This is a genomic window from Thermomonas haemolytica, from assembly GCF_004346265.1.
GTDB lineage: Bacteria > Pseudomonadota > Gammaproteobacteria > Xanthomonadales > Xanthomonadaceae > Thermomonas > Thermomonas haemolytica.
Map to the genome: position 1 here is coordinate 48,275 of NZ_SMAP01000007.1, position 24,023 is coordinate 72,297.

20 protein-coding genes are annotated in these 24,023 nt (G+C 70.1%); 13 read left to right on the top strand and 7 right to left on the bottom strand.

Features of this window, described 5'->3' with window-relative positions; translation table 11 throughout:
• Positions 1 to 17: 17 nt before the first annotated feature.
• From cyoA to EDC34_RS09200, 7 genes are read left to right on the top strand one after another with little or no spacing between them, the layout of a single operon-like run.
• A complete protein-coding gene (gene cyoA / locus EDC34_RS09170) occupies positions 18 to 1,070 on the top strand; it encodes a ubiquinol oxidase subunit II (RefSeq protein ID WP_114960528.1) in 1,053 nt (350 codons plus the stop codon).
• A gap of 24 nt (positions 1,071 to 1,094) precedes the next feature.
• On the top strand, positions 1,095 to 3,116 hold the full coding sequence (cyoB, locus tag EDC34_RS09175; protein ID WP_114960527.1) for a cytochrome o ubiquinol oxidase subunit I: 2,022 nt from the start codon (positions 1,095 to 1,097) through the stop codon (positions 3,114 to 3,116).
• Entirely contained in the window at positions 3,109 to 3,750 is a 642-nt protein-coding gene (cyoC, locus tag EDC34_RS09180; protein WP_114960526.1) for a cytochrome o ubiquinol oxidase subunit III, read from the top strand. Before cyoB ends, cyoC begins: the two co-directional genes overlap by 8 nt.
• On the top strand, positions 3,747 to 4,166 hold the full coding sequence (cyoD, locus tag EDC34_RS09185) for a cytochrome o ubiquinol oxidase subunit IV (RefSeq protein ID WP_114960525.1): 420 nt from the start codon (positions 3,747 to 3,749) through the stop codon (positions 4,164 to 4,166). Before cyoC ends, cyoD begins: the two co-directional genes overlap by 4 nt.
• Positions 4,167 to 4,179: 13 nt before the next feature.
• Positions 4,180 to 4,926 carry an SURF1 family protein gene (locus EDC34_RS09190; RefSeq protein WP_114960524.1) on the top strand — a complete coding sequence of 249 codons (747 nt, stop codon included), beginning with the start codon at positions 4,180 to 4,182 and terminating at the stop codon, positions 4,924 to 4,926.
• 31 nt (positions 4,927 to 4,957) lie between these two features.
• On the top strand, positions 4,958 to 6,235 hold the full coding sequence (locus tag EDC34_RS09195) for an ATP-binding protein (protein ID WP_205388068.1): 1,278 nt from the start codon (positions 4,958 to 4,960) through the stop codon (positions 6,233 to 6,235).
• Positions 6,232 to 6,774, top strand: coding sequence for a response regulator transcription factor (locus tag EDC34_RS09200; protein WP_114960523.1), 543 nt, complete (start codon positions 6,232 to 6,234; stop codon positions 6,772 to 6,774). The genes EDC34_RS09195 and EDC34_RS09200 overlap by 4 nt, the downstream gene beginning before the upstream one ends.
• Before the next feature lie 77 nt (positions 6,775 to 6,851).
• Here the strand turns inward: EDC34_RS09200 and EDC34_RS09205 are convergent, their stop codons facing one another.
• The 5 genes from EDC34_RS09205 to EDC34_RS12470 are packed head-to-tail and all read right to left on the bottom strand — an operon-like array spanning position 6,852 to position 10,502.
• Positions 6,852 to 7,634 (bottom strand): succinate dehydrogenase iron-sulfur subunit, encoded by a 783-nt coding sequence (locus EDC34_RS09205; protein WP_114960522.1) that lies wholly within the window; start codon positions 7,632 to 7,634, stop codon positions 6,852 to 6,854.
• An 18-nt stretch (positions 7,635 to 7,652) separates the two neighbouring features.
• A complete protein-coding gene (gene sdhA / locus EDC34_RS09210) occupies positions 7,653 to 9,440 on the bottom strand; it encodes a succinate dehydrogenase flavoprotein subunit (RefSeq protein ID WP_114960521.1) in 1,788 nt (595 codons plus the stop codon).
• Positions 9,441 to 9,447: 7 nt separating this feature from the next.
• Complete coding sequence (gene sdhD, locus EDC34_RS09215; protein ID WP_240311104.1) at positions 9,448 to 9,822, bottom strand: succinate dehydrogenase, hydrophobic membrane anchor protein; 375 nt, start codon at positions 9,820 to 9,822, stop codon at positions 9,448 to 9,450.
• A gap of 17 nt (positions 9,823 to 9,839) precedes the next feature.
• On the bottom strand, positions 9,840 to 10,256 hold the full coding sequence (gene sdhC / locus EDC34_RS09220; RefSeq protein WP_114960519.1) for a succinate dehydrogenase, cytochrome b556 subunit: 417 nt from the start codon (positions 10,254 to 10,256) through the stop codon (positions 9,840 to 9,842).
• A gap of 48 nt (positions 10,257 to 10,304) precedes the next feature.
• Positions 10,305 to 10,502 carry a DUF1674 domain-containing protein gene (locus EDC34_RS12470; RefSeq protein WP_425477479.1) on the bottom strand — a complete coding sequence of 66 codons (198 nt, stop codon included), beginning with the start codon at positions 10,500 to 10,502 and terminating at the stop codon, positions 10,305 to 10,307.
• A 28-nt stretch (positions 10,503 to 10,530) separates the two neighbouring features.
• On the opposite strand from EDC34_RS12470, the gene ygfZ reads away from it, so the two are divergent.
• The 4 genes from ygfZ (at position 10,531) to EDC34_RS09245 (ending at position 18,211) form a co-directional block, all read left to right on the top strand.
• The gene (gene ygfZ / locus EDC34_RS09230; protein WP_114960573.1) at positions 10,531 to 11,385 is read left to right on the top strand and encodes a CAF17-like 4Fe-4S cluster assembly/insertion protein YgfZ; all 855 of its coding nucleotides are present in this window, start codon (positions 10,531 to 10,533) and stop codon (positions 11,383 to 11,385) included.
• Positions 11,386 to 11,530: 145 nt separating this feature from the next.
• A complete protein-coding gene (locus EDC34_RS09235; protein ID WP_114960517.1) occupies positions 11,531 to 14,857 on the top strand; it encodes an EAL domain-containing protein in 3,327 nt (1,108 codons plus the stop codon).
• Between the two features lie 73 nt (positions 14,858 to 14,930).
• On the top strand, positions 14,931 to 16,538 hold the full coding sequence (locus EDC34_RS09240) for an FAD-dependent oxidoreductase (protein WP_114960516.1): 1,608 nt from the start codon (positions 14,931 to 14,933) through the stop codon (positions 16,536 to 16,538).
• A gap of 14 nt (positions 16,539 to 16,552) precedes the next feature.
• Positions 16,553 to 18,211 (top strand): acetolactate synthase large subunit, encoded by a 1,659-nt coding sequence (locus EDC34_RS09245; RefSeq protein WP_114960515.1) that lies wholly within the window; start codon positions 16,553 to 16,555, stop codon positions 18,209 to 18,211.
• A 302-nt stretch (positions 18,212 to 18,513) separates the two neighbouring features.
• Here EDC34_RS09245 and EDC34_RS09250 read toward each other — a convergent pair whose 3' ends face one another.
• Complete coding sequence (locus EDC34_RS09250) at positions 18,514 to 19,161, bottom strand: HutD/Ves family protein (RefSeq protein WP_114960514.1); 648 nt, start codon at positions 19,159 to 19,161, stop codon at positions 18,514 to 18,516.
• Entirely contained in the window at positions 19,158 to 19,517 is a 360-nt protein-coding gene (locus tag EDC34_RS09255) for a ComEA family DNA-binding protein (RefSeq protein ID WP_114960513.1), read from the bottom strand. The genes EDC34_RS09250 and EDC34_RS09255 overlap by 4 nt, the downstream gene beginning before the upstream one ends.
• A 230-nt stretch (positions 19,518 to 19,747) precedes the next feature.
• On the opposite strand from EDC34_RS09255, the gene EDC34_RS09260 reads away from it, so the two are divergent.
• Positions 19,748 to 21,256: a M20 family metallopeptidase gene (locus EDC34_RS09260; RefSeq protein ID WP_114960512.1), complete on the top strand. Its 1,509-nt coding sequence runs from the start codon at positions 19,748 to 19,750 to the stop codon at positions 21,254 to 21,256.
• Positions 21,257 to 21,378: 122 nt separating this feature from the next.
• The gene (gene mutS / locus EDC34_RS09265) at positions 21,379 to 23,997 is read left to right on the top strand and encodes a DNA mismatch repair protein MutS (protein ID WP_114960511.1); all 2,619 of its coding nucleotides are present in this window, start codon (positions 21,379 to 21,381) and stop codon (positions 23,995 to 23,997) included.
• Positions 23,998 to 24,023 lie beyond the last annotated feature (26 nt).

Genomic DNA, 24,023 nt, shown 5'->3' on the forward strand with positions numbered 1-24,023 from the left:
AGTCGTACCTCCGAACCATGCCCAAGCTCCCACGCGCCACGTGGCTGCTGCCCGCGTTGCTTGCCGTTTCCGGCTGCGCGCGGACAGTCGTGCTCGACCCCTCCGGCGACATCGCCCGCCAGCAAGGCAACCTGATCGTGGTCGCCACCGCACTCATGCTGATCGTGATCGTGCCGGTGATCGCGCTCACCCTTTTCTTCGCCTGGCGCTACCGCGCCTCCAACCGCAGCGCCAAGTACACCCCGGACTGGGACCATTCCACCCAGCTGGAGCTGGTGATCTGGGGCGGCCCGCTGCTGATCATCCTGGCGCTGGGGGCGATCACCTGGATCACCACCCACACCCTCGACCCCTACCGCCCGCTGGACCGCATCGCGCCCGGCAAGCCGGTGCCGGCCGACGTCAAGCCGCTCGAGGTGCAGGTGGTCTCGCTGGACTGGAAGTGGCTGTTCATCTATCCCGAACAGGGCGTGGCCGCGGTCAATGACCTGGCCCTGCCGGTGGATCGCCCGGTGCGCTTCAAGCTCACTTCGTCGAACGTGATGAACGCGTTCTACATCCCGGAGCTGGCCGGCATGATCTACACCATGCCCGGCATGCAGACCGAGCTGAACGCGGTCGCCAACAAGCCCGGCGAGTTCGTCGGCTTCTCGTCCAATTACAGCGGCGCCGGGTTCTCGCACATGCGCTTCGCGGTGCACGCCACCGACGCCGCCGGCTTCGACGCCTGGGTGGCCAAGGCCCGCGCCAGCGGCAGCGGCCTCGACCGCGCCGGCTACCTGCAGCTGGAGAAGCCGAGCGAGCGCGAGCCCGCCCGCCTCTACGCCAGCGTCGATCCGGGCCTGTACGACGCCATCCTGAACCGCTGCGCCGACCCGCGCCGGATGTGCATGCACGAGATGATGGCGATCGACGCCGCCGGCGGCCGGCGCGCCGCCGACAGCGGCGTGGCCGTGCTGCGCGAGCGCAGCCGCGGCGACCTGCGCGGCCGCCCCTACGTGCCGGGCGCCACCTGCACCGCCGACGAGGTCAAGCCCGCCGCGTGGACGCTGGCCCTGCGCGCCCCCTGATCCACCGCATCCAGAAAGACGATCATGACCCCCACCACCTCCCCCGACCCGTACGCCAGCGTCTCGCCCTGGCTGGGCAAGCTCAGCCTGGCGGCGATCCCGTACCACGAGCCGATCCTGATCGCGACCTTCATCGGTGCCGCGCTGGCCGGCCTGGCCGTGCTCGGCCTGGTCACCAAATACCGCCTGTGGGGCACCTTCTGGCGTGACTGGGCCACCAGCATCGACCACAAGAAGATCGGCATCATGTACATGGTGCTGGGCCTGGTGATGCTGCTGCGCGGCTTCGCCGACGCGCTGATGATGCGCGGCCAGCAGGCGATCGCCTTCGGCGACAACCTCGGCTACCTGCCACCGCACCACTACGACCAGATCTTCACCGCCCACGGCGTGATCATGATCTTCTTCGTGGCCATGCCGTTCATCACCGGCCTGATGAACTACGTGGTGCCGCTGCAGATCGGCGCGCGCGACGTGGCGTTCCCGTTCCTCAACAACTTCAGCTTCTGGATGACCACCGCCGGCGCGATGCTGGTGATGATCTCGCTGTTCGTGGGCGAATTCTCGAAGGCCGGCTGGCTAGCGATGGCACCGCTGTCGGGGATCGACTACAGCCCCGACGTGGGCATGGACTACTACATCTGGGCGCTGCAGATCGCGGGCGTTGGCACCACGCTATCGGGCATCAACCTGATCGTGACCATCATCAAGATGCGCGCGCCGGGCATGAGCCTGATGAAGATGCCGGTGTTCACCTGGACCTCGCTGTGCTCGAACATCCTGATCGTGGCCAGCTTCCCGGTGCTGACCGCGGTGCTGGCGATGCTCACGATGGACCGCTACTTGGGCACCAACTTCTTCACCAACGACCTCGGCGGCAACCCGATGTTGTACGTGAACCTGATCTGGATCTGGGGCCACCCGGAGGTGTACATCCTGATCCTGCCGCTGTTCGGCGTGTTCTCGGAGGTGGTGTCCACCTTCACCGGCAAGCGCCTGTTCGGCTACAGCTCCATGGTGTACGCCACGGTGTGCATCACCATCCTGTCGTACCTGGTGTGGCTGCACCACTTCTTCACCATGGGCTCGGGTGCCAGCGTGAACTCGTTCTTCGGGATCACCACCATGATCATCTCGATCCCGACCGGGGCGAAGATGTTCAACTGGCTGTTCACCATGTACCGCGGCCGCATCCGCTTCGAGGTGCCGATGCTGTGGACGATCGGCTTCATGGTGACCTTCACCGTGGGCGGCATGACCGGCGTGCTGCTGGCGGTGCCGCCGGCCGACTTCGTGCTGCACAACTCGCTGTTTTTGATCGCGCACTTCCACAACGTGATCATCGGCGGCGTGGTGTTCGGCGTGTTCGCCGGCATGTACTACTGGTTCCCGAAGGCGTTCGGCTACAAGCTGGATTCCCGCCTCGGCAAGGTCTCGTTCTGGTTCTGGTTCCTGGGCTACTGGTTCGCGTTCACCCCGCTGTACGTGCTGGGCCTGATGGGCGTCACCCGCCGCATGAGCCACTTCGACGACCCCAGCCTGCAGCCGTGGTTCATCGTGGCCGCGTTCGGCGCGCTGCTGATCGCGGTCGGGATCGGCGCCTTCCTGCTCAATCTGTTCGTCAGCTTCCGCAAGCGCGAGCAGCTGCGCGACGTCACCGGCGACCCGTGGGACGGCCGCACGCTGGAGTGGTCCACCTCCTCGCCGCCACCGGCCTACAACTTCGCCTTCACCCCGGTGGTGCGCGACAACGACGCCTGGGCCGACATGAAGCAGCACGACTACAAGCGCCCGGAAAGCGGCTTTTTGCCGATCCACATGCCGAAGAACACCGCCGCCGGCGTGATGCTGGCCGCGATCAGCCTGGTGCTGGGCTTCGCCCTGGTCTGGCACATCTGGTGGCTGGTGATCGCCTCGTTCGCCGCGCTGGTGATCGCCGCGATCGTGCATACCTTCAACTACCAGCGCGACTATCACATCCCGGCCGCCGACGTGGCCGCGACCGAAGCCGCGCGCACCCAGCAACTGGCGACCGCCCATGTCTGACGCGACCCTCCTGCCCGCTAGCGGCCGTCCGGCCGACCCCACCGCGGCCTTCCTCGACCTGAAGGGCCACCACCATCCGGAGAACGGCTCGCTGCTGGGCTTCTGGATCTACCTGATGAGCGACCTGCTCATCTTCGCCTGCCTGTTCGCCACCTTCGGCGTGCTCGGCCGCAGCTACGCGGCCGGCCCGTCCGGCGCAGAGCTGTTCGACCTCAAGCTGGTGGCGGTCAACACCGCGCTGCTGCTGCTGTCGTCGATCACCTATGGCTTCGCGATGATCGCGATGCAGGCCGGCAGCAAGCGCGGCGTGCTCGGCTGGCTGGCGGTCACCGGCCTGCTCGGCGCGGCCTTCGTGAGCCTGGAGATCTACGAGTTCCTGCACCTGATCCACGAAGGCGCGGGCCCGCAGCGCAGCGCGTTTTTGACCTCGTTCTTCGCGCTGGTCGGCACCCACGGCCTGCACGTCAGCTTCGGCATCGTCTGGCTGCTGACCATGCTGGTGCAGGTGGGCCGCTTCGGCCTGACCACCGCCAACCGCCGGCGCCTGTTCTGCCTGTCGATGTTCTGGCACTTCCTGGACCTGGTCTGGATCGGCGTGTTCACCTTCGTTTACCTGATGGGCGTGCTGCAATGAGCCAACATCCGCATTCCTCCCACGCGCACGAGCACCACGACGGGCACGGACACGACGGCGGCCACGACGAGCACGGCGCCCCGCACGTGCACGTCAGCCTGCGCGGCTACGTGGTCGGGTTCGTGCTGTCGGTGATCCTGACCGCGATCCCGTTCTGGCTGGTGATGGCCAAGGTCATCCCCAGCGCGACCATCACCGGCATCGTGCTGGTGGCGTTCGCGGTGGTGCAGATCCTGGTGCACATGGTGTACTTCCTGCACCTCGACGCCCGCTCCGAAGGCGGCTGGAACCTGCTGTCGGTGATCTTCACCGTGATCCTGCTGGTGATCCTGCTGGCCGGCACCTTGTGGGTCATGCACCACATGAACGCCAACATGATGCCGATGAGCGCGCACGACGCGCAGATGGTGGACTGAGCCGGAGTCGCCGATGCAGGCCAGCCGCCGCGGCCGCCTTGCCCTGCTGGTGCTGCTGGCCTGCTGCTGCGCCGGCTTCATCGCGCTGGGCAGCTGGCAGGTGCAGCGGCTGCACTGGAAGCGCGCCCTGATCGCGCGCGTGGATGCCCGCGTGCATGCCGCGCCGGTGCCGCCGCCGTCGCGCAGCGACTGGCCGCGGATCGGCGTCGAGCGTGACGAATACCGCCGCCTGGAACTGCGCGGCACCTACCTGCGCGGGCTGGAGACCCAGACCCAGGCGCTGACCGAGCTCGGCGCCGGCCACTGGGTGCTGAGCCCGCTGCAACTGGCGGACGGCAGCATCGTGCTGGTCAACCGCGGTTTCGTGCCGGACGGCGTGCGCCCCGCACCGCCCCCACCCGGCGAGGTGCGCGTGCGCGGCCTGCTGCGCATCAGCGAGCCGGGCGGCGGCTTCCTGCGCGACAACCGCCCCGGCCAGGACCGCTGGTACTCGCGCGACGTGGCGGCGATCGCGCAGGCGCGCGGCCTGCGCGACGTGGCGCCCTACTTCGTCGATGCCGAGGCCGACGCCGGTGCCGGCAGCGGCTGGCCACGCGCCGGCATGACCGTGATCCACTTCCGCAACCAGCACCTGCAATACGCGCTGACCTGGTTCGTGCTGGCGGCGATGGCGCTGTGGGGTATCTGGCGTCTGCTGTCGGATTCACGCCACATGCGGCACCATGGCGGCGATGCCGATGGCAACGACGCCCAACGCTGAGCCCCGTCCCGTCCGTGCCGGCGTCCGCCGGGTGGACTGGCGCAACACCGCGCGCGGCAAGAACATGCAGCAGCTGCAGCAGCTGCGCTGGATCGCGATCGGCGGCCAGCTGCTGGCGATCGTGGTGGTGCACTTCGGCATGGGCATCCACCTGCCGCTGGCGCCGATGCTGCTGGTGCTGGCCGGGCTGTGCCTGTTCAACCTCGCCGGGCCGCTGTACTGGCAGCGCCTACACCACGTGCGCCAGCGCCACCTGCTGCTGGCGCTGCTGGTGGACGTGGCGGCGCTGACCGCGCTGCTGCACCTGGCCGGCGGCATCGCCAACCCGTTCGTGTTCCTGTACCTGCTGCAGGTGGTGCTGGCGGCCGTGCTGCTGCGCCCGCGCGCGCGCTGGCTGCTGGTGGCGGTGACCAGCGGCTGCCTGCTGTGGCTGGCGCTCATCCCAAGCCCGGTGCGGCTGCCCGCGAACCTGGATGCCGGGTTAGGCGACCGCTACGTGCAGGGCCTGCTGCTGTGCTTCGTGCTGGTGGCCGCGCTGCTGGTGGTGTTCATGGGTCGGATCGGGGAGATCCTGCGCGCCCGCGACGCGCGCCTGGCCGCCCTGCGCCAGCGCGCGATCGAAGAAGAACACATCGTGCGCATGGGCCTGCTGGCCACCGGCGCCGCGCACGAGCTGGGCACGCCGCTGGCGACGATGGCCGTCATCCTCGGCGACTGGCAGCATCTACCCCATTTCACCTCCGATCCCGAGCTGCTGAACGACGTGGTGGAAATGCAGGCGCAGGTACTGCGCTGCAAGGCGATCGTGCGCGGCATCCTGCAGTCGGCCGGCGAACCGCGCGGCGAGGCGCCGCACGCCGCTGACCTGCGCGATTTCATCGAGGAACTGGCGCAGCAGTGGCGGCAACGCGCGATGGACGCGCTGGCGCTGGACAATCGGCTGCAACCCGGGATCGCCATCATCGCCGACACCGGCCTACAGCAGATGCTGTTCAATGTGCTGGACAATGCGCAGGAGGCCTCGCCCGGCCAGGTAGCGCTGGAGGCGCGGCTGCAGGGCGGGACGCTGGTGCTGGTGGTGGACGACGCCGGCCCCGGGTTCGACACCGATATGCTCGAGCACCTGGGCACGCCGTACCATTCCAGCAAGGGCGCGCCCGGCCGCGGGCTGGGGCTGTTCCTGTCGGTGAACGTGGCGCGTACCCTGGGCGGCAGCATCCGCGCGCACAATCGCACCGGGGGCGGCGCGCGGGTGGTGGTGGAAATCCCGCTGCAGGCCCTGACGCCCTACGGGAGTGCATCGCAATGACCGGACACGCTCGCCGCCTGCTGCTGATCGAGGACGACGCCGCCTTCGCGCGCACGCTGGCGCGCTCGTTCGAGCGCCGCGGCTATGCCGTGGACACGGTGCCCGGGCAGGAGGAACTGCAGGCCCTGCTGGCCACCGGCTGCACGCACACGCACGCGGTGGTGGACCTCAAGCTGGCCGGCGGCAGTTCCGGCCTGGCCTGCGTGAAGATGCTGCACGAGCATGCCCCGGACATGGTGATCGTGGTCCTGACCGGCTACGCCAGCATCGCGACCGCGGTGGAGGCGATCAAACTCGGCGCCCGCCACTACCTGGCCAAGCCCTCGAATACCGACGACATCGAGGCCGCCTTCGAGCGCGCCGGCGGCGATACCGACGTCGCCCTCGGCCAGCGCCAGAGCTCGATCAAAACGCTGGAGTGGGAGCACATCCACGAGGCATTGGCCGCAGCCGATTTCAACATCTCCGAGGCGGCGCGCCAGCTCGGCATGCATCGCCGCACGCTGGCGCGCAAGCTGGAGAAACGACGGGTCAAGTGAGGCCGAGAGGTCCATGAACGCGAAAGCCGCCGCCCCGGAGGGCGACGGCCTTGCGCTGCTTCTGCGGTGCGGGCCGGTCAGGCCTTGCGCGCGAGCATCAGCTTCTTGATCTCGGCGATCGCCTTGGCCGGGTTCAGGCCCTTCGGGCAGGTGCGCGCGCAGTTCATGATGGTGTGGCAGCGATAGAGCTTGAACGGGTCTTCCAGCTCGTCCAGGCGGGTGCCGGTGTCCTCGTCGCGGCTGTCCACGATCCAGCGGTAGGCCTGCAGCAGGATCGCCGGGCCGAGGTAGCGCTCGCCGTTCCACCAGTAGCTGGGGCAGGACGTGCTGCAGCAGGCGCACAGGATGCACTCGTACAGGCCGTCCAGCTTGGCGCGGTCTTCCTTGCTCTGCAGGCGCTCGCGGTCCGGCGGCGGCGGGGTCTGCGTGCGCAGCCACGGGCGGATGCTGGCGTGCTGGGCGTAGAAATGGGTCAGGTCAGGCACCAGGTCCTTCACCACCTGCATGTGCGGCAGCGGGTAGATGCTGATTTCCTTGCCCTTCACGTCCTCGACCGCGCAGATGCAGGCCAGGGTGTTGGTGCCGCCGATGTTCATCGCGCAGGACCCGCAGATGCCCTCGCGGCAGGAGCGGCGGAAGGTCAGGGTCGGGTCGATCTCGTTCTTGATCTTGATCAGCGCGTCCAGGACCATCGGGCCGCACGCCGCCATGTCCACCTCGTAGGTGTCGGTGCGCGGATTGAGGCCATCGTCCGGGTTCCAGCGATAGATCTTGAAGGTGCGCGGCTGCTTGGCGCCCTTCGCCGGGAAGTGCTTGCCCGGCTGGATCCTGGAGTTCTTCGGGAGGGTGAATTCGGCCATGGGGTCAGGGTTCCCGGATCAGTAAACGCGCTTCTTCGGCGGCACCACGTCGACGTCGCCGGTGAGCGTGTACATGTGCACCGGGCGGTAGTCGATGCGGGTATTGCCCGCCTCGTCGGCCCAGCAGACGGTGTGCTTCTGCCAGTTGGCATCGTCGCGCTCGGGGAAGTCCTCGCGGGCGTGGGCGCCGCGCGATTCCTTGCGGTTCTCGGCCGACACGATGGTGACCAGCGCCTGGCCCAGCAGGTTCTGCAGCTCCAGGGTCTCGATCAAATCGGAGTTCCACACCAGCGAACGGTCGGACACCTTCACGTCGGCGAAGCTGGCGTGGATGTCACGGATGGCCTTCACGCCCTGGGCGAGGGTCTCGCCGGTGCGGAACACCGCGGCGTCGCGCTGCATCGCGCGCTGCATGTTGAGGCGGATCTGCGCGGTGGGAGTATCTCCGTGGGCATTGCGCAGCTTGTCCAGGTTGGCCAGCGCCTTGTCGCAGGCATCCGCGGCCAGCGGCTTGTGCGGCGCGCCCGGCTTGATGGTCTCGGCGCAGCGGTTGGCCACGGCGCGGCCGAACACGACCAGGTCGAGCAGCGAGTTGGAGCCGAGGCGGTTGGCACCGTGCACGGAGACGCAGGCGGCCTCGCCGATCGCGTACAGGCCCGGCACCACCGCATCGGGGTCGCCGTTCTTCACCTGCACCACTTCGCCGTGGTAGTTGGTGGGGATGCCGCCCATGTTGTAGTGCACGGTCGGGATCACCGGGATCGGTTGCTTCTCGACATCCACGCCGGCAAAGATGCGCGCACTCTCGGCGATGCCGGGCAGCTTCTCGTGGATCGTCGCCGGGTCGAGGTGGGTGAGGTCGAGAAGGATGTGGTCCTTGTGCTCGCCGACGCCGCGCCCCTCGCGGATCTCGATGGTCATCGAGCGCGACACCACGTCGCGGCTGGCCAGGTCCTTCGCATTCGGCGCGTAGCGCTCCATGAAGCGCTCGCCGTTGGCGTTGCGCAGGATGCCGCCTTCGCCGCGCACGCCCTCGGTGATCAGGCAGCCCGCGCCGTAGATGCCGGTCGGGTGGAACTGCACGAACTCCATATCCTGCAGGCCCAGTCCCGCGCGCAGCGCCATGCCGCCGCCGTCGCCGGTGCAGGTATGCGCCGAGGTGGCGCTGAAATAGGCGCGGCCATAGCCGCCGGTCGCCAGCACCACGCCCTGGGCGCGGAACAGGTGCAGGGTGCCCTCGGCCATGTCCAGCGCGAGCACGCCGCGGCAGGCGCCCTCCTCGTCCATGATCAGGTCGAGCGCGAAGTATTCGATGAAGAACTGCGCCTGGTGTGCCAGCGCCTGCTGGTACAGCGTATGCAGGATCGCGTGGCCGGTGCGGTCGGCGGCGGCGCAGGTGCGCTGGGCGATGCCCTTGCCGTAGTGGGTGGTCATGCCGCCGAACGGGCGCTGGTAGATCTTGCCCTCCTCGGTGCGGCTGAACGGCACGCCCTGGTGCTCCAGCTCGATGATCGCCGGGATCGCCTCGCGGCACATGTACTCGATGGCGTCCTGGTCACCCAGCCAGTCCGAGCCCTTGATGGTGTCGTAGAAGTGGAAGCGCCAGTCGTCCTCGCCCATGTTGCCCAGCGCGGCCGAGATGCCGCCCTGCGCCGCCACGGTATGGCTACGGGTGGGGAAGACCTTGCTGATGCAGGCGGTCTGCAGGCCCTTCTGGGCCAGGCCGAAGGTGGCGCGCAGGCCGGCGCCGCCGGCCCCCACCACCACCATGTCGAACTTGTGTTCCTGGATCTTGTAGGCAGGCATCTTAAGATCAGCTCCCAAGCGCGATGCGCAGCACCGCGAGCACGCCGGCGATGGCCGCCAGCGCGCAGACGAAAAGGATGGCCAGCTGTGCCAGAGTGGCGGCCAGCGGGGTGTGCACGTAGTCCTCGACGATCACCTGCAGGCCGAGGCGGGCATGCCAGAACATCCCCAGCAGGAATGCCACCAGCACCGCGGCATTGACCGGATCGGCGACCAGCGCGTGTACCACCATGTAATCGGCGCTGCGCAGGGTCAGCAGCATGCCCAGCAGCCACAGCCCGGACAGGCCGGTGGCGATCGCGGTGACGCGCTGCCAGATGAAATGGCCGGTGCCATCCTTCGCCGAGCCCAGCCCGCGGGCGCGCTTGAGCGGCGTTTGCATGTTTTTCGCGCGGATGTTCATGCCTGCCCCCAATGCGACAGCACCACCACCCAGCCCAGCGCCGCCAGCACCACGCTACCGACGATGGAGATCCAGCTGTTGCGGACGAAATCGGGGATCGCAAACCCCAGGCCGCCGTCCTGCAGCAGGTGGCGGATGCCATTGATGAGGTGATAGGCCAGGGCCCAGCTGAAGCCAGCCATGAGCACCCGCCCCAGCGGCGAGCCCAGGCAGTCGGCGAACGCGGTCCAGCGCTGCGCGCCGCCGGCCAGCGCCATCAGGCCGTACACGAAGGCCAGCGCGCCGATCGCCAGGATCACGCCGGTGGCGCGATGGAGGATGGAGGACGCCATCTGCGCCTGCCAGCGGTAGACCTGCAGGTGCGGGGAGAGCGGGCGTTCGCGGAGGCGCGGTTCGGAATCGGAAGCAGCCATGACGGTGCATTCTCCGGGCTGGGCGGCCAAGGCCGCGTGACGAAAGGATCAGAAATCGATGCAGCGGCCGTTTTTTTCCCAGTCCCCGTAGCGCGTGGGGTCCGGGCCACCGCGACCGCCGATTTCCACGACCTGCATACGGACGGAAGGCGCGGCCGGATCATGCGGAACGGCGGGTGCCGGGTCGGACGCGACGGGCGCAGGCGCCGGCATGACGGGGGATTGGCCTATGATCAACGGGTTCACGATCCCGCAAGTTTACGTCCGCAAGCCGATGCACGACAAGCCGCAAGCCGCTCCAGTCCGCGAATTCCGCCTGCCTTCCGCGCGCGTGCTGGCGCTGTCCGGGCGCGACGCGGTGGCGTTCGCGCAGGCCCAGTTCATGAACGACGTGGCCGCGCTGGAGGATGGCCAGTGGCAGTGGAACGGCTGGCTGACCGCCAAGGGCCGGCTGGTCGCGCTGTTCGCCCTGCTGCGGCTGGACGCGCAGACCCTGTGGCTGCTGCTGCCGGACGCCGATCCCGCCGCGCTGGCGGAGGCGCTGCGGCGCTACGTGTTCCGCAGCAAAGTCGTGCTGTCGATCCCGGACATCGCCGCTGCCGGTTGCTTCGCTCCTCCGGCGCCGGCCGCGGGCAACCGCTTCGCACGGCTGGACGATGCGCGCATCGCGCTGGACATGGGCGGCGCCTCCGGGGCGCGCACGCTGCTCCTCGGCCCCTGCGACGCGACGGAGGACGCGGACGCCCTCGCCCGCTGGGATGCCGCCGACCTCGTCCACGGCCTGCCGCGCCTGCCACCCGGCCAGGCCGGGCAATGGACGCCGCAGCAGCTGTCGCTGGAGCGGCTGCAGGCCTTCAGCGTGCGCAAGGGCTGCTACCCCGGGCAGGAGATCGTGGCGCGCACCCACTTCCTCGGCCAGGCCAAGCGCGGACTGGCGCTGCTGGAGGCCGATGCGCCGCTGGAACCCGGCAGCGAGGTGTACCAGGACGGCCAGGCGATCGGCAGCTGCGTGGCCAGCGCCGGCCGGCTGGCGCTGGCGGTGCTGCCGCACGCGCACGCCGACATCCTGCAGGACGCCGACGGGCGCACGCTGCGGCAGCGGCCACTGGCGGACGGGCTGGCGCGATGACCATCGCGGATGCGCGCCGGGTCACAGTTCGCGGCGGGCCGCCACGGGCGTGACCGCGGTTTCCGTCGCGGCAGGGTATAACGCTGCGGATGGAACGACATCGGTGCCGTCGGGCGACGCCAAACAACATTCGCGGGGGCGCTGCATGAGTGCAGGCGCGACCCGGCGCATCGCGGCCGTTCTCGGCCTGTGCCTGGTCCTGGCTGCATTCGTTCCCGCCGCCTCCGCGGCCCCAGCGGCGGAGGCGGCCGCCCCGCCCGCGCGGATCCGGGTCGCCGCCGACAACAGCTACCCGCCGTACTTCTTCGTCGAGGCGGACGGCTCGGTGCAAGGCTACGAGGCCGACCTCTGGCGCCTGTTCGAGCGCCATACCGGCATCCGCGTGGACCTGCTGCCGATGCCCTGGGAGGACACCCAGCGCGCCGTGCTGGACGGGCATGCCGACGTGCTGGACATGCTGTTCCGCACCCCGCAGCGGGAGCAGCGCTTTGCGTTCTCGGACCCCTATGCCACGGTACCGGTGGGCATCTACGTCAGCCGCCGCATCCCCGGCGTACACGATGTCACCTCGCTCAAAGGCCTACCGGTGGGGGTGGAACGCGGCGACGCCTGCGCCGAGCGCTTGCGCCAGCTGGGCGTGCAGCGCCTGCGCGAATACCCCGGCTACCGCGACATGATCCGCGCCGCCATCGCCGGCGACCTCGGCATCTTCTGCTCCGAGGAATACCCGGCCAATTATTTCCTGTACCAGTCCGGCCACGAGGAGGCATTCCGGCGCGCGTTCGTCCTCTACGAGGGCGCCTTCCACCGCGCCGTGCGCAAGGACAATGGCGCGCTGCTGCGCACGATCGAACAGGGCATGGCGCGCATCACCCCGACCGAGCGCGCCGCGCTGAAGAAGAAGTGGCTGGCGCCGCCCGACCCGCTGCAACGCTGGCTGCACTGGGCCGCGCTGGGGGTGGCGATCGCGCTGGCGGTGGTGGCGCTGCTTGCGCTGTGGATCTGGGCACTGGGCCGCAGCGTGCGCCACCGCACCCGGGAACTGGTGGCCGGGCAGGCCAAGCTGCGCGCGATCTTCGACGCCAGCCCGGATGCGGTGTGGATGAAGGATCGCGATGGCTTCTACCGCGACTGCAACGAGCGCACCCTGCAGCTGCTGGGCAAGCCCCGCGGCGAGGTCGTCGGCAAGCGCCATGCCGACCTCTACCCCGGCGCCGACCGGGCGCTGGTAGAGGATACCGATGCCCAGGTGCTGCGCGACGACCAGCGCGTCACCTACACCCTGTCGGTGCCGGAGGTGGCCGGCGGACAGCGTCACTACGAGATCATCAAGGTGCCGCTGCACGACGCCGACGGCGGCGTGCAGGGCCTGCTGGGCGTGGCCCGCGACATCAGCGACCGGGTCGAGGGCGAGGCGCGCCTGCGGCTGTGGGCGCAGGCGTTCGAGCGCGCGGCGTTCGGGGTGGCGGTGTTCGATGCCCGCAACGCCACCATCCTGATGGCCAACCCCACGTTCGCGCGCGAACGCGGCTACAGCGCCGAGGAAATGGCCGGGATGCCGCTGGACGCGCTGTACCCGCCGGAACTGGTGGAGGAGCGCAGGAAAGCGCGCGAGGCCATCAACCGCGCCCCGCACTCGCTGACCGAGACCGAGCACGTCACCCGCGACGGCCGCCGCTTCCCGGTGCTGCTGGACTGCTCGGTGACCCACGACGCCAATGGCCAGGCCCAGCACGTGGTGGTGTATGCGCAGGACATCAGCCGGCGCAAGCAGGCCGACAGCGAGCTGCGGCTGGCCGCGGTGGCGTTCGAGACCCTGGAGGCGATGGTGGTGCTGGATGCCGAGGGCGTGATCCAGCGGGTGAATGCCGCCTTCACCATCCTCACCGGGTTCGAGGTGGCCGACGTGGTCGGGCGCAGCCCGGCGATGCTGCTGAACCATCGCCCCGGGGCGGACGATTTCGAGCGGCTGTGGCCGCAGATCCAGCGCGAATCGTTCTGGCTGGGCGAGCAGTGGGTGGCGGTCAAGCAGGGCCAGCCGCGGATCGTGCGGCTGGAAGTGTCCGCGGTGCCGGACGAGGCCGGCCACGTGGCGCATTACGTGTGCGCGATGACCGACCTCACCAGCGAGCGCGAGGCGCTGGCGCGGGCCGAGCACCTGGCCCTGTTCGACCCCCTGACCGACCTGCCCAACCGCAGCTTCCTGGGCGACCGCCTGCAGCACATGCTGGCCGACCCGGCGCTCACCACCGGCGCCCTGCTGCTGCTCGACCTCGACCATTTCAAGCGCGTCAACGACCTGCGCGGGCATTCCACCGGCAACCAGCTGCTGACCTTCATCGCCCAGCGCCTGCGCGGCCTGCTGGGCGAGGCCGACGTGCTGGGCCGCTTCGGCGGCGGCACCTTCGCGATCCTGTTGCCGTGCACGTCACCCGAGCCGGAAGCCTGCGACACCTACGTCCCGCAGTTCGCCGAACGCGTGCGCCAGGCCCTGCGCGAACCGTTCTGGCTGGGCAGCCCGGTGCCGATCGCGATCACGGTCAGCATCGGCTGGACCGAACTGCATCCGGGCACCGGCCACGCCGACACCGCGATCAAGGAAGCCGAGCTGGCGATGTACGCGGCCAAGGCGGCCGGACGCGACCGCGTCACCCGCTTCGATCCGGCGATGGTGCAGAAGCTGGAGCGCCAGGAGGCGCTGGCCAACGACCTGTTGCGCGCGGTCGGCGGCGACATCGACGGGCTCGACCTGCACTACCAACTGCAGATCGACCGCGAGGGCCGCGCGGTCGGCGCCGAGGCGCTGCTGCGCTTCACCCAGCCGGACGGCACCCGGGTCGGCCCGGACACCTTCATCCCGCTGGCCGAGGAGAACGGGCTGATCCTGCCGCTGGGCGACTGGGTGCTGCAGCGCGCCTGCCAGCGGCTCGCGGCCTGGGCCACCCAGCCGCATACGCGCGGGCTGGCGCTGGCGATCAACGTCAGCGCGCGCCAGTTCGTGCAGCCGGGGTTCGTGGAGGACGTGGAGCGCGCGCTCGCCCGCAGCGGCGCCGACCCGTCGCTGCTCAAGCTGGAGATCACCGAATCCACCCTGCTCGGCGACCTCGAGGGAGTGGCCGCCAAGCTGGCCCGGCTGCGCGCGCTGGGCATCCACATCTCGCTGGACGATTTCGGCACCGGCTATTCCTCGCTGGCCTACCTGTCGCGGCTGCCGCTGGACCAGCTCAAGATCGACCGCACCTTCGTCAGCCGCCTGCCCGAGGACGGCAACGACGCCACGGTGGCGCAGACCATCATCGGCATGGCCCGCGGGCTGTCGCTGGAGGTGATCGCCGAGGGCGTGGAGACCGCCGCCCAGCGCGATTTCCTGGTCGCGCACGGATGCGACGGTTTCCAGGGCTACCTGTTCGCGCGGCCGCTGCCGCTGGCCGACTTCGAACGCCTGCTGCAGGAGCACTACGCCCCGCACTGAGCGCGCCGGCGCCGCCGCAAGCGGCTATCGTTGGCGGGACAATCGTCGGCGGGCCGCTGCGCCCGGGGGAAGCATGGCATCGCTGCAGGCGGACGTGGTGGTGGTGGGCGGCGGGCTGGCCGGGATCGTGACCGCGCTGGAAGCGCTGCGCGCCGGGCAGCGGGTGGTGTTGCTGGACCGCGACACGCCGGAGCGCTTCGGCGGGCTGGCACGCTGGGCCTTTGGCGGGATGGCGCTGGTAGACACGCCGCTGCAGCGCCGGCGCCGGATCCAGGATTCGCCCGAGCGCGCGTTCGCCGACTGGATGCGGTTCGGCGAACTCGACCCTGCCGATATCCACGCCGTGGCCTGGGCGCGGCATTACGTCGAACGCTCGCGGCCGGATGTCTACGACTGGCTGCGCGCGCACGGCATCGGGTTCATGCCGGCGGTGAACTGGGTGGAACGCGGACGCGCCGGCGAGGGCAACTCGGTGCCGCGCTACCATATCGTCTGGGGTACCGCGCTGGCGCTCACCCAGCGCATGATCGCCGCGCTGCGCGAGGCCGACAGCGGTGGCCGGCTGGCCCTGCTGCACCGCCACCGCGTGCTGGCGCTGGAGCAGGCCGGCGGGCGCATGGCCGGGGTGCAGGCAGTGGACGAGGCCAGCGGCGCCCCGGTGCAGGTCACGGCCGCGGCGGTGGTGATCGCCAGCGGCGGCATCAATGGCGATCCCACCGAGCTGCGCCGCAACTGGCCGCCGGAGCGCCCGCTGCCGTCACGTTTTCTCAATGGCGCGCATCCGTATGCGGATGGCCGCCTGCACCATGCCGCCGCCGCGCTGGGCGCGCGCATCGTACGCGCCGGTGAGATGTGGAATTACGCCGCCGGCATCCCGCACCCATTCCCCCACTTTCCGGGCCACGGGCTGTCGCTGATCCCGTGCAAGTCGGCGCTATGGCTGGATGCCAGCGGCCGCCGCATCGGCCCGGAGCCGCTGGTGACCGGGTTCGACACCCATTGGCTGTGCCAGCAGGTGGCCGCGCAGCAACAGCCGTGGACCTGGCACCTGCTCAACCGGCGCATCGCGCTCAAGGAGTTCGCGATCTCCGGCGCCGAGCACAACCCACGCATCCGTGACAAGCAACTCCTGCGCTTCCTGCTGGACACCCTGCTGGGCAACCGCCGCCTGCTGGCACAGATGCAGCGCGAGAGCCCGCACTTCCTGGTGGCTGATACCCTGCCGGAGCTGGCCGAGCGGATGAACGCACTGACCTGCTCGCACGACATCGACCCGGCCGTGTTGCAGGCCAGCGTCGATGCCTTCGACGCCCACTTCGCACCCGGCGCCGATCCTGCGGCCGATCTGCAAGTGCAGCGCATCCTGCACGCACGCCAGTGGGGCCCGGATCGCCTGCGCACCTGCAAGCCCGCGCCATTGCAGGCCCCGGGCGCCGGGCCGTTCATCGCCATCCACACCCAGTTGATCACCCGCAAGAGCCTGGGCGGGCTGCGCACCGACCTGCACAGCCGGGTGCTGGATGCCAACGGCGTGCCGATCCCGGGCCTGTACTGCGTGGGCGAGGCCGCCGGCTTCGGCGGCGGCGGCGCCTGCGGCAAGCGCTCGCTGGAGGGCACCTTCCTGCCCGGCTGCATCCTCACCGCGCGCGCCGCAGCCCGCGCCATCGCCACCGGGCACTGAACGAGGTCCTCCGCATGAACGGCGCCCACTCCCTGATCAAGACCCTGGCCGATGCCGGGATCGAGGTCTGCTTCAGCAATCCCGGCACCAGCGAGATGCACTTCGTGGCCGCGCTGGATGCCGAGCCGCGCCTGCGCGCGGTGCTCACTCTGTTCGAAGGCGTGGCCACCGGCGCCGCCGACGGCTATGCGCGGATGGCCGGCAAGCCCGCCGCCACCCTACTGCATCTGGGCTGCGGCCTCGGCAACGGCCTGGCCAACCTGCACAACGCGCGCAAGGGCAAGGTGCCGGTGCTGAACATCGTTGGCGACCATGCCACCTTCCATGTCCCGTTCGATGCCCAGCTGCAATCCGACATCGAAACCGTCGCGCGCAACGTCTCGCCCGGCTTCGTGCGCACCAGCGCCAGTACCGAGGCGCTGTGCCGGGACGCGGTGGAAGCGATCGCCGCCGCGCGCGGCCTGCCCGGCCAGGTGGCCACCCTGATCCTGCCGGCCGACGTGTCCTGGGGCGAAGGCGGTATGCCCTGCCCGCCCCCGGCGCCGCCGGCCCCGCAAGCGGCGGACGATGCCACCGTCGAGGCGATCGCCCGCGCGATCCGCGGCGGCGGCAAGACCGCCTTCCTGCTCGGCGGCCAGGCCCTGCGCGAACCGGCGCTGCTCGCGGCCGCGCGGATCGCCGCGCAATGCGACACGCACCTCTTCTGCGAGGTGTTCCCGACCCGGCTGGAACGCGGCGCCGGGCTGCCCACGCCCGAACGCATCGCCTACCTGGCCGAACTGGCGGGCGTGCAGCTGGCCGGCATCGACCACCTGGTGCTGGTGGATGCCAAATCGCCGGTTTCGTTCTTCGCCTATCCCGGCAAACCCAGCGACCTGGTGCCGGAAGGCTGCACCGTGCACACGCTGGCGACCCCGGCGCAGGATGCGGCGGCCAGCCTGGACAAGCTCGCCGCAGCGCTCGGCGCAGCACAGGCCGCGCCCGCGCTGCAGCCGGCCATGCGCCCCGCGCGGCCACGCGGCCGCCTGACCGCGGCCAAGGTGTGCAAGGCCGTCGGCCACCTGCTTCCGGAGCGCGCCATCCTTATCGACGAGGCGATCACCTCCGGCCTGCTGCTGGGGACGATGACCGCCGGCTGCCCGCGCCACGACCTGCTCACCCTCACCGGCGGCGCGATCGGCCAGGCGCTGCCGAACGCAGTCGGTGCGGCCATCGCCTGCCCCGACCGTCCGGTGCTGGCGCTGGTCGGCGACGGCAGCGCGATGTACACCCCGCAGGCGCTGTGGACGATGGCGCGCGAGCGGCTGGATGTCACGGCGATCGTGTTCAACAACGCCAGCTATTCGGTGCTGAACGTCGAACTGGAACGGGTCGGGGCCGATGCCGCGCCCGGCCCCAAGGCGCGCTCGCAGCTCGCCCTGCGCGACCCGGTCTTGGATTTCTGCCGGTTGGCGCAGGGCATGGGCGTGCATGCCGCCCGCGCCGACACCGCCGAGGCGTTTTGCAAGGCCCTGGAATACGCACTGGCAAACCCCGGCCCGCACCTGATCGAAGCCGTGGTGCCGGAAGCGCTGGGCGGGGCCAAACGCCGATTGCTGCCATGGCTGCTGCGCACCCTGCCCAGCCTGCCGCCTCCGCTGCGCCGAGCGCTGAAGCGCAGGATCGCGCCTTGATCGACGCACGGCGCGCGGTGCGCCTGACCGAGATTCCCGCTCGCGGGGCGCCGGCATCTCGTGTTCGCGGGGAGCGTGTTCCTTTCGTTCGCGACCAACCCGAGGCGCCCGTTCGTGGTGCGCCTATCGAACCATGAACGGGCGCCAGTGCCTGAGTCACCCGCAATCAGGCCCGCAGTCCGCCGCCGTTCGCGCAGATGACAAAAAGCGCGGCACGTCCCTGTGCCGCCGGTGGAGCCGCGTCCTGCGCCACCACCTCAACCCCGCGGGGAAAGCACTCACCCCAACCATCCAGGCTGGGGTCAGTCCTCGCCGATCCGGGTGATCCTCGCCAGCAAGGCGGCCCCGTGGCCTTCCAAGGGCAGCCGGGTTGGCAGTTCGCTGCCTTCCAGCAGCACGCTGTCGCCCGCGACCAGTGCGCCGCCGGGCACGCCATCGCCGGCCACCTGCGCAGTGCCCTCCAGCAGGTGCAGCAGCCAGGTTTCGCGCCTGCCCGCGAACAGCACCATCGTGCCGGCCAGCGGGCGGTGCCAGAGCTGCACATCGATGCGGCCGCGCTTCCAGATCAGGCCGAAGTCGCGGCAGGGCCCGCCCAGCAGCTCGGCACGCAGCGGCCGGTCGCCGGAAAACCGCAGCATCCCGTGCGGCGGGCGCAATTCCTGGCTGCGGCCATCCTCGAACTGCAGGCGCAGGCCATCGCCTTGCAGCAGGACCAGCAGCCGCTCCATCCCCGGAAATGCGGAGAACGGGGCGTCCTGGTCGATCTCCGCCAGCGACAGCCGCCAGTCCCAGTCCTCGCAGTCCGGCATCCGCAGCACTTCCGAGGTCCAGCCGGCCCCGTTCTTCCAGCGCATGCGGCGGTAATCGGCCGCACGCAGGATGCGCACGCCGCACGGCGGGGCGTCCTGCCCCGCCGTCGCGGTATCGCCGCAGGTGCAATCGGCACTCACCGACGCACCACCTGCACGGGCTTGGTCGCCGCCTTGACGACCGGCTTGGCGCTAGCCTGCTGGGCCGCCGGGGCCAGCGGACGCGCGCCACCGACCGAGATGCGGTCGCGGTTCTTCTCCACCGTCTTCAGGCCGATGCCCTTGACCATCGCCAGCTGCTCGGGGCTGCGGAAGGCGCCATTGGCTTTGCGGTAATCGACGATCGCCTGGGCCTTGGCCGGCCCGATGTTGACCAGCACCCGCTCCAGGGTGGCGGCGTCGGCGGTGTTGATGTTGACGGTCTCGCTGGCGAGCGCGCTGCCGGCCAGCGCGAAGAACAGGACCAGCGAGGACAGCAGGGTGGACAGGATTTTCATGGCAGTCTCCTTGGGTTGTGGGCTTCCGTGCCGGAGCGCGTGCGGCGTCCCGGTGTGCGCAGGTTGCGCCGCAGGACGGGGACGAGCCTATCGGGCGGCATCCCGGCGCGCGTCGGAGGTTTTCCGAGCCTCGGGGTAGGAAAAATCTGATCCGCAACCGCCGCTCACGCCGGCTTGCCCACCCCGGGGCGTACAATCCGGAAGTTGCTTTCATTGCGAGTAAATCCCCCATGCACACCCCCCACTTCGATGCCGCCGGCGTGCGCGAGTTCGTCGCCCGCAAATGGGACGAGGAGATCGTCCCGCAGCTGGTCGAATACATCCGCATCCCCAACAAATCGCCGATGTTCGACGCCGACTGGGTGAAGAACGGCCACATGGATCGCGCCGTGGCGCTGATGGAATCCTGGGCCAGGGCGCAGCCGATCCTGGGGATGCAGGTCGAAGTGGTGCGGCTGGAAGGCCGCACGCCACTGATTTTCATCGACATCCCGGCTGCCAACGGCGGGCGCGACGACGATTGCGTGCTGCTCTATGGCCACCTCGACAAGCAACCGGAGATGACCGGCTGGGATGCCGACAAGGGCCCGTGGATCCCGGTGCTGCAGGGCGACCGCCTGTACGGCCGCGGCGGCGCCGACGATGGCTATGCGATCTACGGCTCGCTGGCGGCGATCATGGCGTTGCAGGCGCAGCGCGCCGCCCACGCGCGCTGCGTGGTGCTGATCGAGGCCTGCGAGGAATCCGGCAGCTACGACCTGCCCTACTACGTGGACCACCTGGCCGAGCGCATCGGCAAGCCCTCGCTGGTGGTGTGCCTGGATTCCGGCTGCGGCAACTACGAGCAGCTCTGGTGCACCACCTCGCTGCGCGGGCTGGCCGGCGGCAACCTCACCGTGAAGGTGCTCTCGGAAGGCGTGCATTCCGGCGATGCCTCCGGGATCGTGCCTTCCAGCTTCCGCATCATCCGCGACCTGCTCTCGCGCATCGAGGACGAGGACACCGGCCGCATCCTGCTCGACGGGCTGTACGTGGAGATCCCGGCCGAACGCCGCGCGCAGGCGCAGAAGGTGGCCGAGGTGCTGGGCAGCGAGGTGTACGACAAGTTCCCGCTGCTGTCCGGCATGGTGCCGATGAGCGACGACCTGGCCGAGCTGGTGCTCAACCGCACCTGGCGCCCGGCACTGTCGATCACCGGCGTGGACGGCATCCCGCCGCTGGATTCGGCGGGCAACGTGCTGCGCCCCTACACCGCGCTCAAGCTCAGCCTGCGCCTGCCGCCCACGCTGGACGGCAAGCGCGCCGGCGAGCTGCTGCAGGACGCGCTGCTGCGCGATCCGCCGTACGGTGCGCACGTCAGCCTGACCCTGGAGAAGGCCAGCAGCGGCTGGAACGCACCGGCGCTGGCGCCGTGGCTGGAAGCCGCCATCGAGCAGTCCAGCCAGGACTTCTTCGGCAAGCCGGCGATGTACATGGGCGAAGGCGGCACCATCCCGTTCATGGGCATGCTCGGCGAGAAGTTCCCGGGCGCGCAGTTCATGATCACCGGCGTGCTGGGCCCGCATTCCAACGCGCATGGCCCGAACGAGTTCCTGCACATCCCGATGGGCAAGGCGGTCACCGCCTGCGTGGCGCGGGTGGTCTCCGAGCACCACGCGGCCAGCCTGCGCGGCGAAACCACCGGCGTGGCCGCCAACCCGGGCAATTCCTACGCCGATACCCACCGCGCCTGCTGCTGATCGATCACGCCCGCCGCGCTCGCGCGGCGGCGCCCTCCCGCGGCGACATCCTTCTACAATCAGGCTTCAACCATCAGGCCACGGCATGCGACGCCTCGCCTGCCGCTCGTCCGTGCCCACCCATGCCCGTCGATCCCGCTCCCGCCGCCAAGCCCGCCGAACACACCCCGCTGATGAAGCAGTACTTCGCCGCCAAGGCGGAGCATCCGGACGTGCTGCTGTTCTTCCGGATGGGCGACTTCTACGAGCTGTTCTATGACGATGCGCGCAAGGCGGCGCGCCTGCTGGACATCACCCTGACCCAGCGCGGGCAGTCGGCCGGCCAGCCGATCCCGATGGCCGGGGTGCCGGTGCACGCCTACGAAGGCTACCTGGCGCGGCTGGTGGCACTGGGCGAATCGGTCGCCATCTGCGAGCAGATCGGCGATCCTGCAACCAGCAAGGGGCTGGTGGAACGCAAGGTGGTGCGCATCGTCACACCCGGCACCGTCACCGACGAGGCGCTGCTGGACGAACGCCGCGACACCCTGCTGCTGGCCATCGCCCGCGGCGGCATGTCCAGCAAGGGCCGGGGCTATGGCCTGGCCTGGGCGGATCTGGCCAGCGGCCGCCTGCGCGCCAGCGAAGTGGCCGGCGAGGACGCGCTGGAGGCCGAACTGGCGCGCCTGCAGCCGGCGGAGACCCTGATCGCAGATGAAGATGGCTGGCCGCCCTGCGTGCAGGAGGCGCGCGGCCTGCGCCGGCGCCCGCCGTGGCTGTTCGACGCCGACAGTGGGCGCCGTCAGCTGCTGCAGTTCTTCGGCGTGCACGATCTCACCGGCTTCGGGCTGGACGACCGTCCGCTGGCGATCGCCGCCGCCGCCGCGGTGCTGGGCTACGTGGAGGAAACCCAGAAGCAGCGGCTGCCGCACCTGCGCAGCATCGCGCTGGAGAGCGGGGAGGAGGCGATCGCGATGAACGCCGCCACCCGCCGCCACCTCGAGCTGGATACCCGGGTGGACGGCGATACCCGCGCCACCCTGCTCGGCGTACTCGACAGCACCGTCACCCCGATGGGCGGCCGCCTGCTGCGGCGCTGGCTGCACCGCCCGCTGCGCGAGCGCGCGCCGCTGCGCCAGCGCCAGCACGCGGTGCAGGCACTGCTGGACGGCGGCACCCACGTGCCGCTGCGCGAGGCGTTCCGCGGGCTGGGCGACATGGAGCGCATCCTCGCGCGGGTGGCCCTGCGCAGCGCGCGTCCGCGCGACCTGGCCACCCTGCGCGACGGCCTCGGTGCGCTGCCGGCGATCCGCGCACTGCTGGCGCCGCTGGATTCGCCGCGGCTGCAGGCGCTGCACGCCGAGCTGGGCGAACACGACGCCACCGCCGCCCACCTGCAGGCCGCGCTGGTCGCGCAGCCGCCACTGCTGGCACGCGACGGCGGCGTGATCGCAGACGGCTTCGACCCCGAACTGGACGAACTGCGCCGGCTGTCCACCCATGCCGACCAGTTCCTGCTCGACCTGGAGGCGCGCGAGCGCGCCGCCACCGGCATCGCCAGCCTGAAGGTCGGCTACAACCGGGTGCACGGCTACTACATCGAGATCGGCAAGGCCCACAGCGACAAGGCCCCGGTGCACTACACCCGACGCCAGACCCTGACCGGGGCCGAACGCTACATCACCGAGGAGCTGAAAGGCTTCGAGGACAAGGTGCTGTCCGCGCGGGAACGCGCGCTGGCGCGCGAGAAGCTGCTGTACGAGGGATTGCTGGACACCCTCAACGGCGTGCTGGAGCCGCTGCGCCGCTGCGCACTGGCGCTGTCCGAACTCGACGTGCTGGCCTGCTTCGCCGAACGCGCGCTGGCGCTGGACTGGAACCGGCCCGAGCTGCGCGACGCGCCCGGCCTACGCATCGAACGCGGCCGCCATCCGGTGGTGGAGGCGCTGCGCGACGCACCGTTCGAACCCAACGACCTGGTGTTCGACGCCGAGGCCGAAGGCGGCGGCATCCGCATGTACATCGTCACCGGCCCGAACATGGGCGGGAAAAGCACCTACATGCGCCAGAACGCGCTGATCGTGCTGCTGGCCCATATCGGCAGCTTCGTACCGGCCGCTCGCGCGGAGATCGGCCCGATCGACCGCATCCTCACCCGCATCGGCGCCGGCGACGACCTTGCCCGTGGCCAATCCACCTTCATGGTGGAGATGAGCGAGACCGCCTACATCCTGCACCACGCCACCGAGCAGTCGCTGGTGCTGATGGACGAGATCGGCCGCGGCACCTCCACCTACGATGGCCTGGCGCTGGCCGATGCGGTCGCGCGGCAACTGGCCAGCGTCAACCGCAGCTACACCCTGTTCGCCACCCACTATTTCGAACTGACCGCGCTGGCCGAGCCCGGCAGCGGCATCGCCAACCTGCACCTGGACGCGGTGGAGCACGGCGATGCGCTGGTGTTCATGCACGCGGTGCGCCCGGGCCCGGCCAACCGCAGCTTCGGGTTGCAGGTCGCGGCGCTGGCCGGGCTGCCGCGGGCCGCGCTGCAGCAGGCGCGCGCGCGCCTGGCGGAACTGGAGGCGCAGGCGCGCGAAGCGCCGGTGCCGGCGATGAGCGCACAGGCGCTGGACGCGCCGCAGCAGTTCGGGCTGTTCCCGGCCTCCTCCGCCGCACTGGAGGCGCTGGCCGCGCTGGATCCCGATGAACTCAGCCCCAAGCAGGCGCTGGAGGCGCTGTACCGCCTCAAGGCGCTGGCATGACCACGCGCGGAGGCACGCGCCCGCCG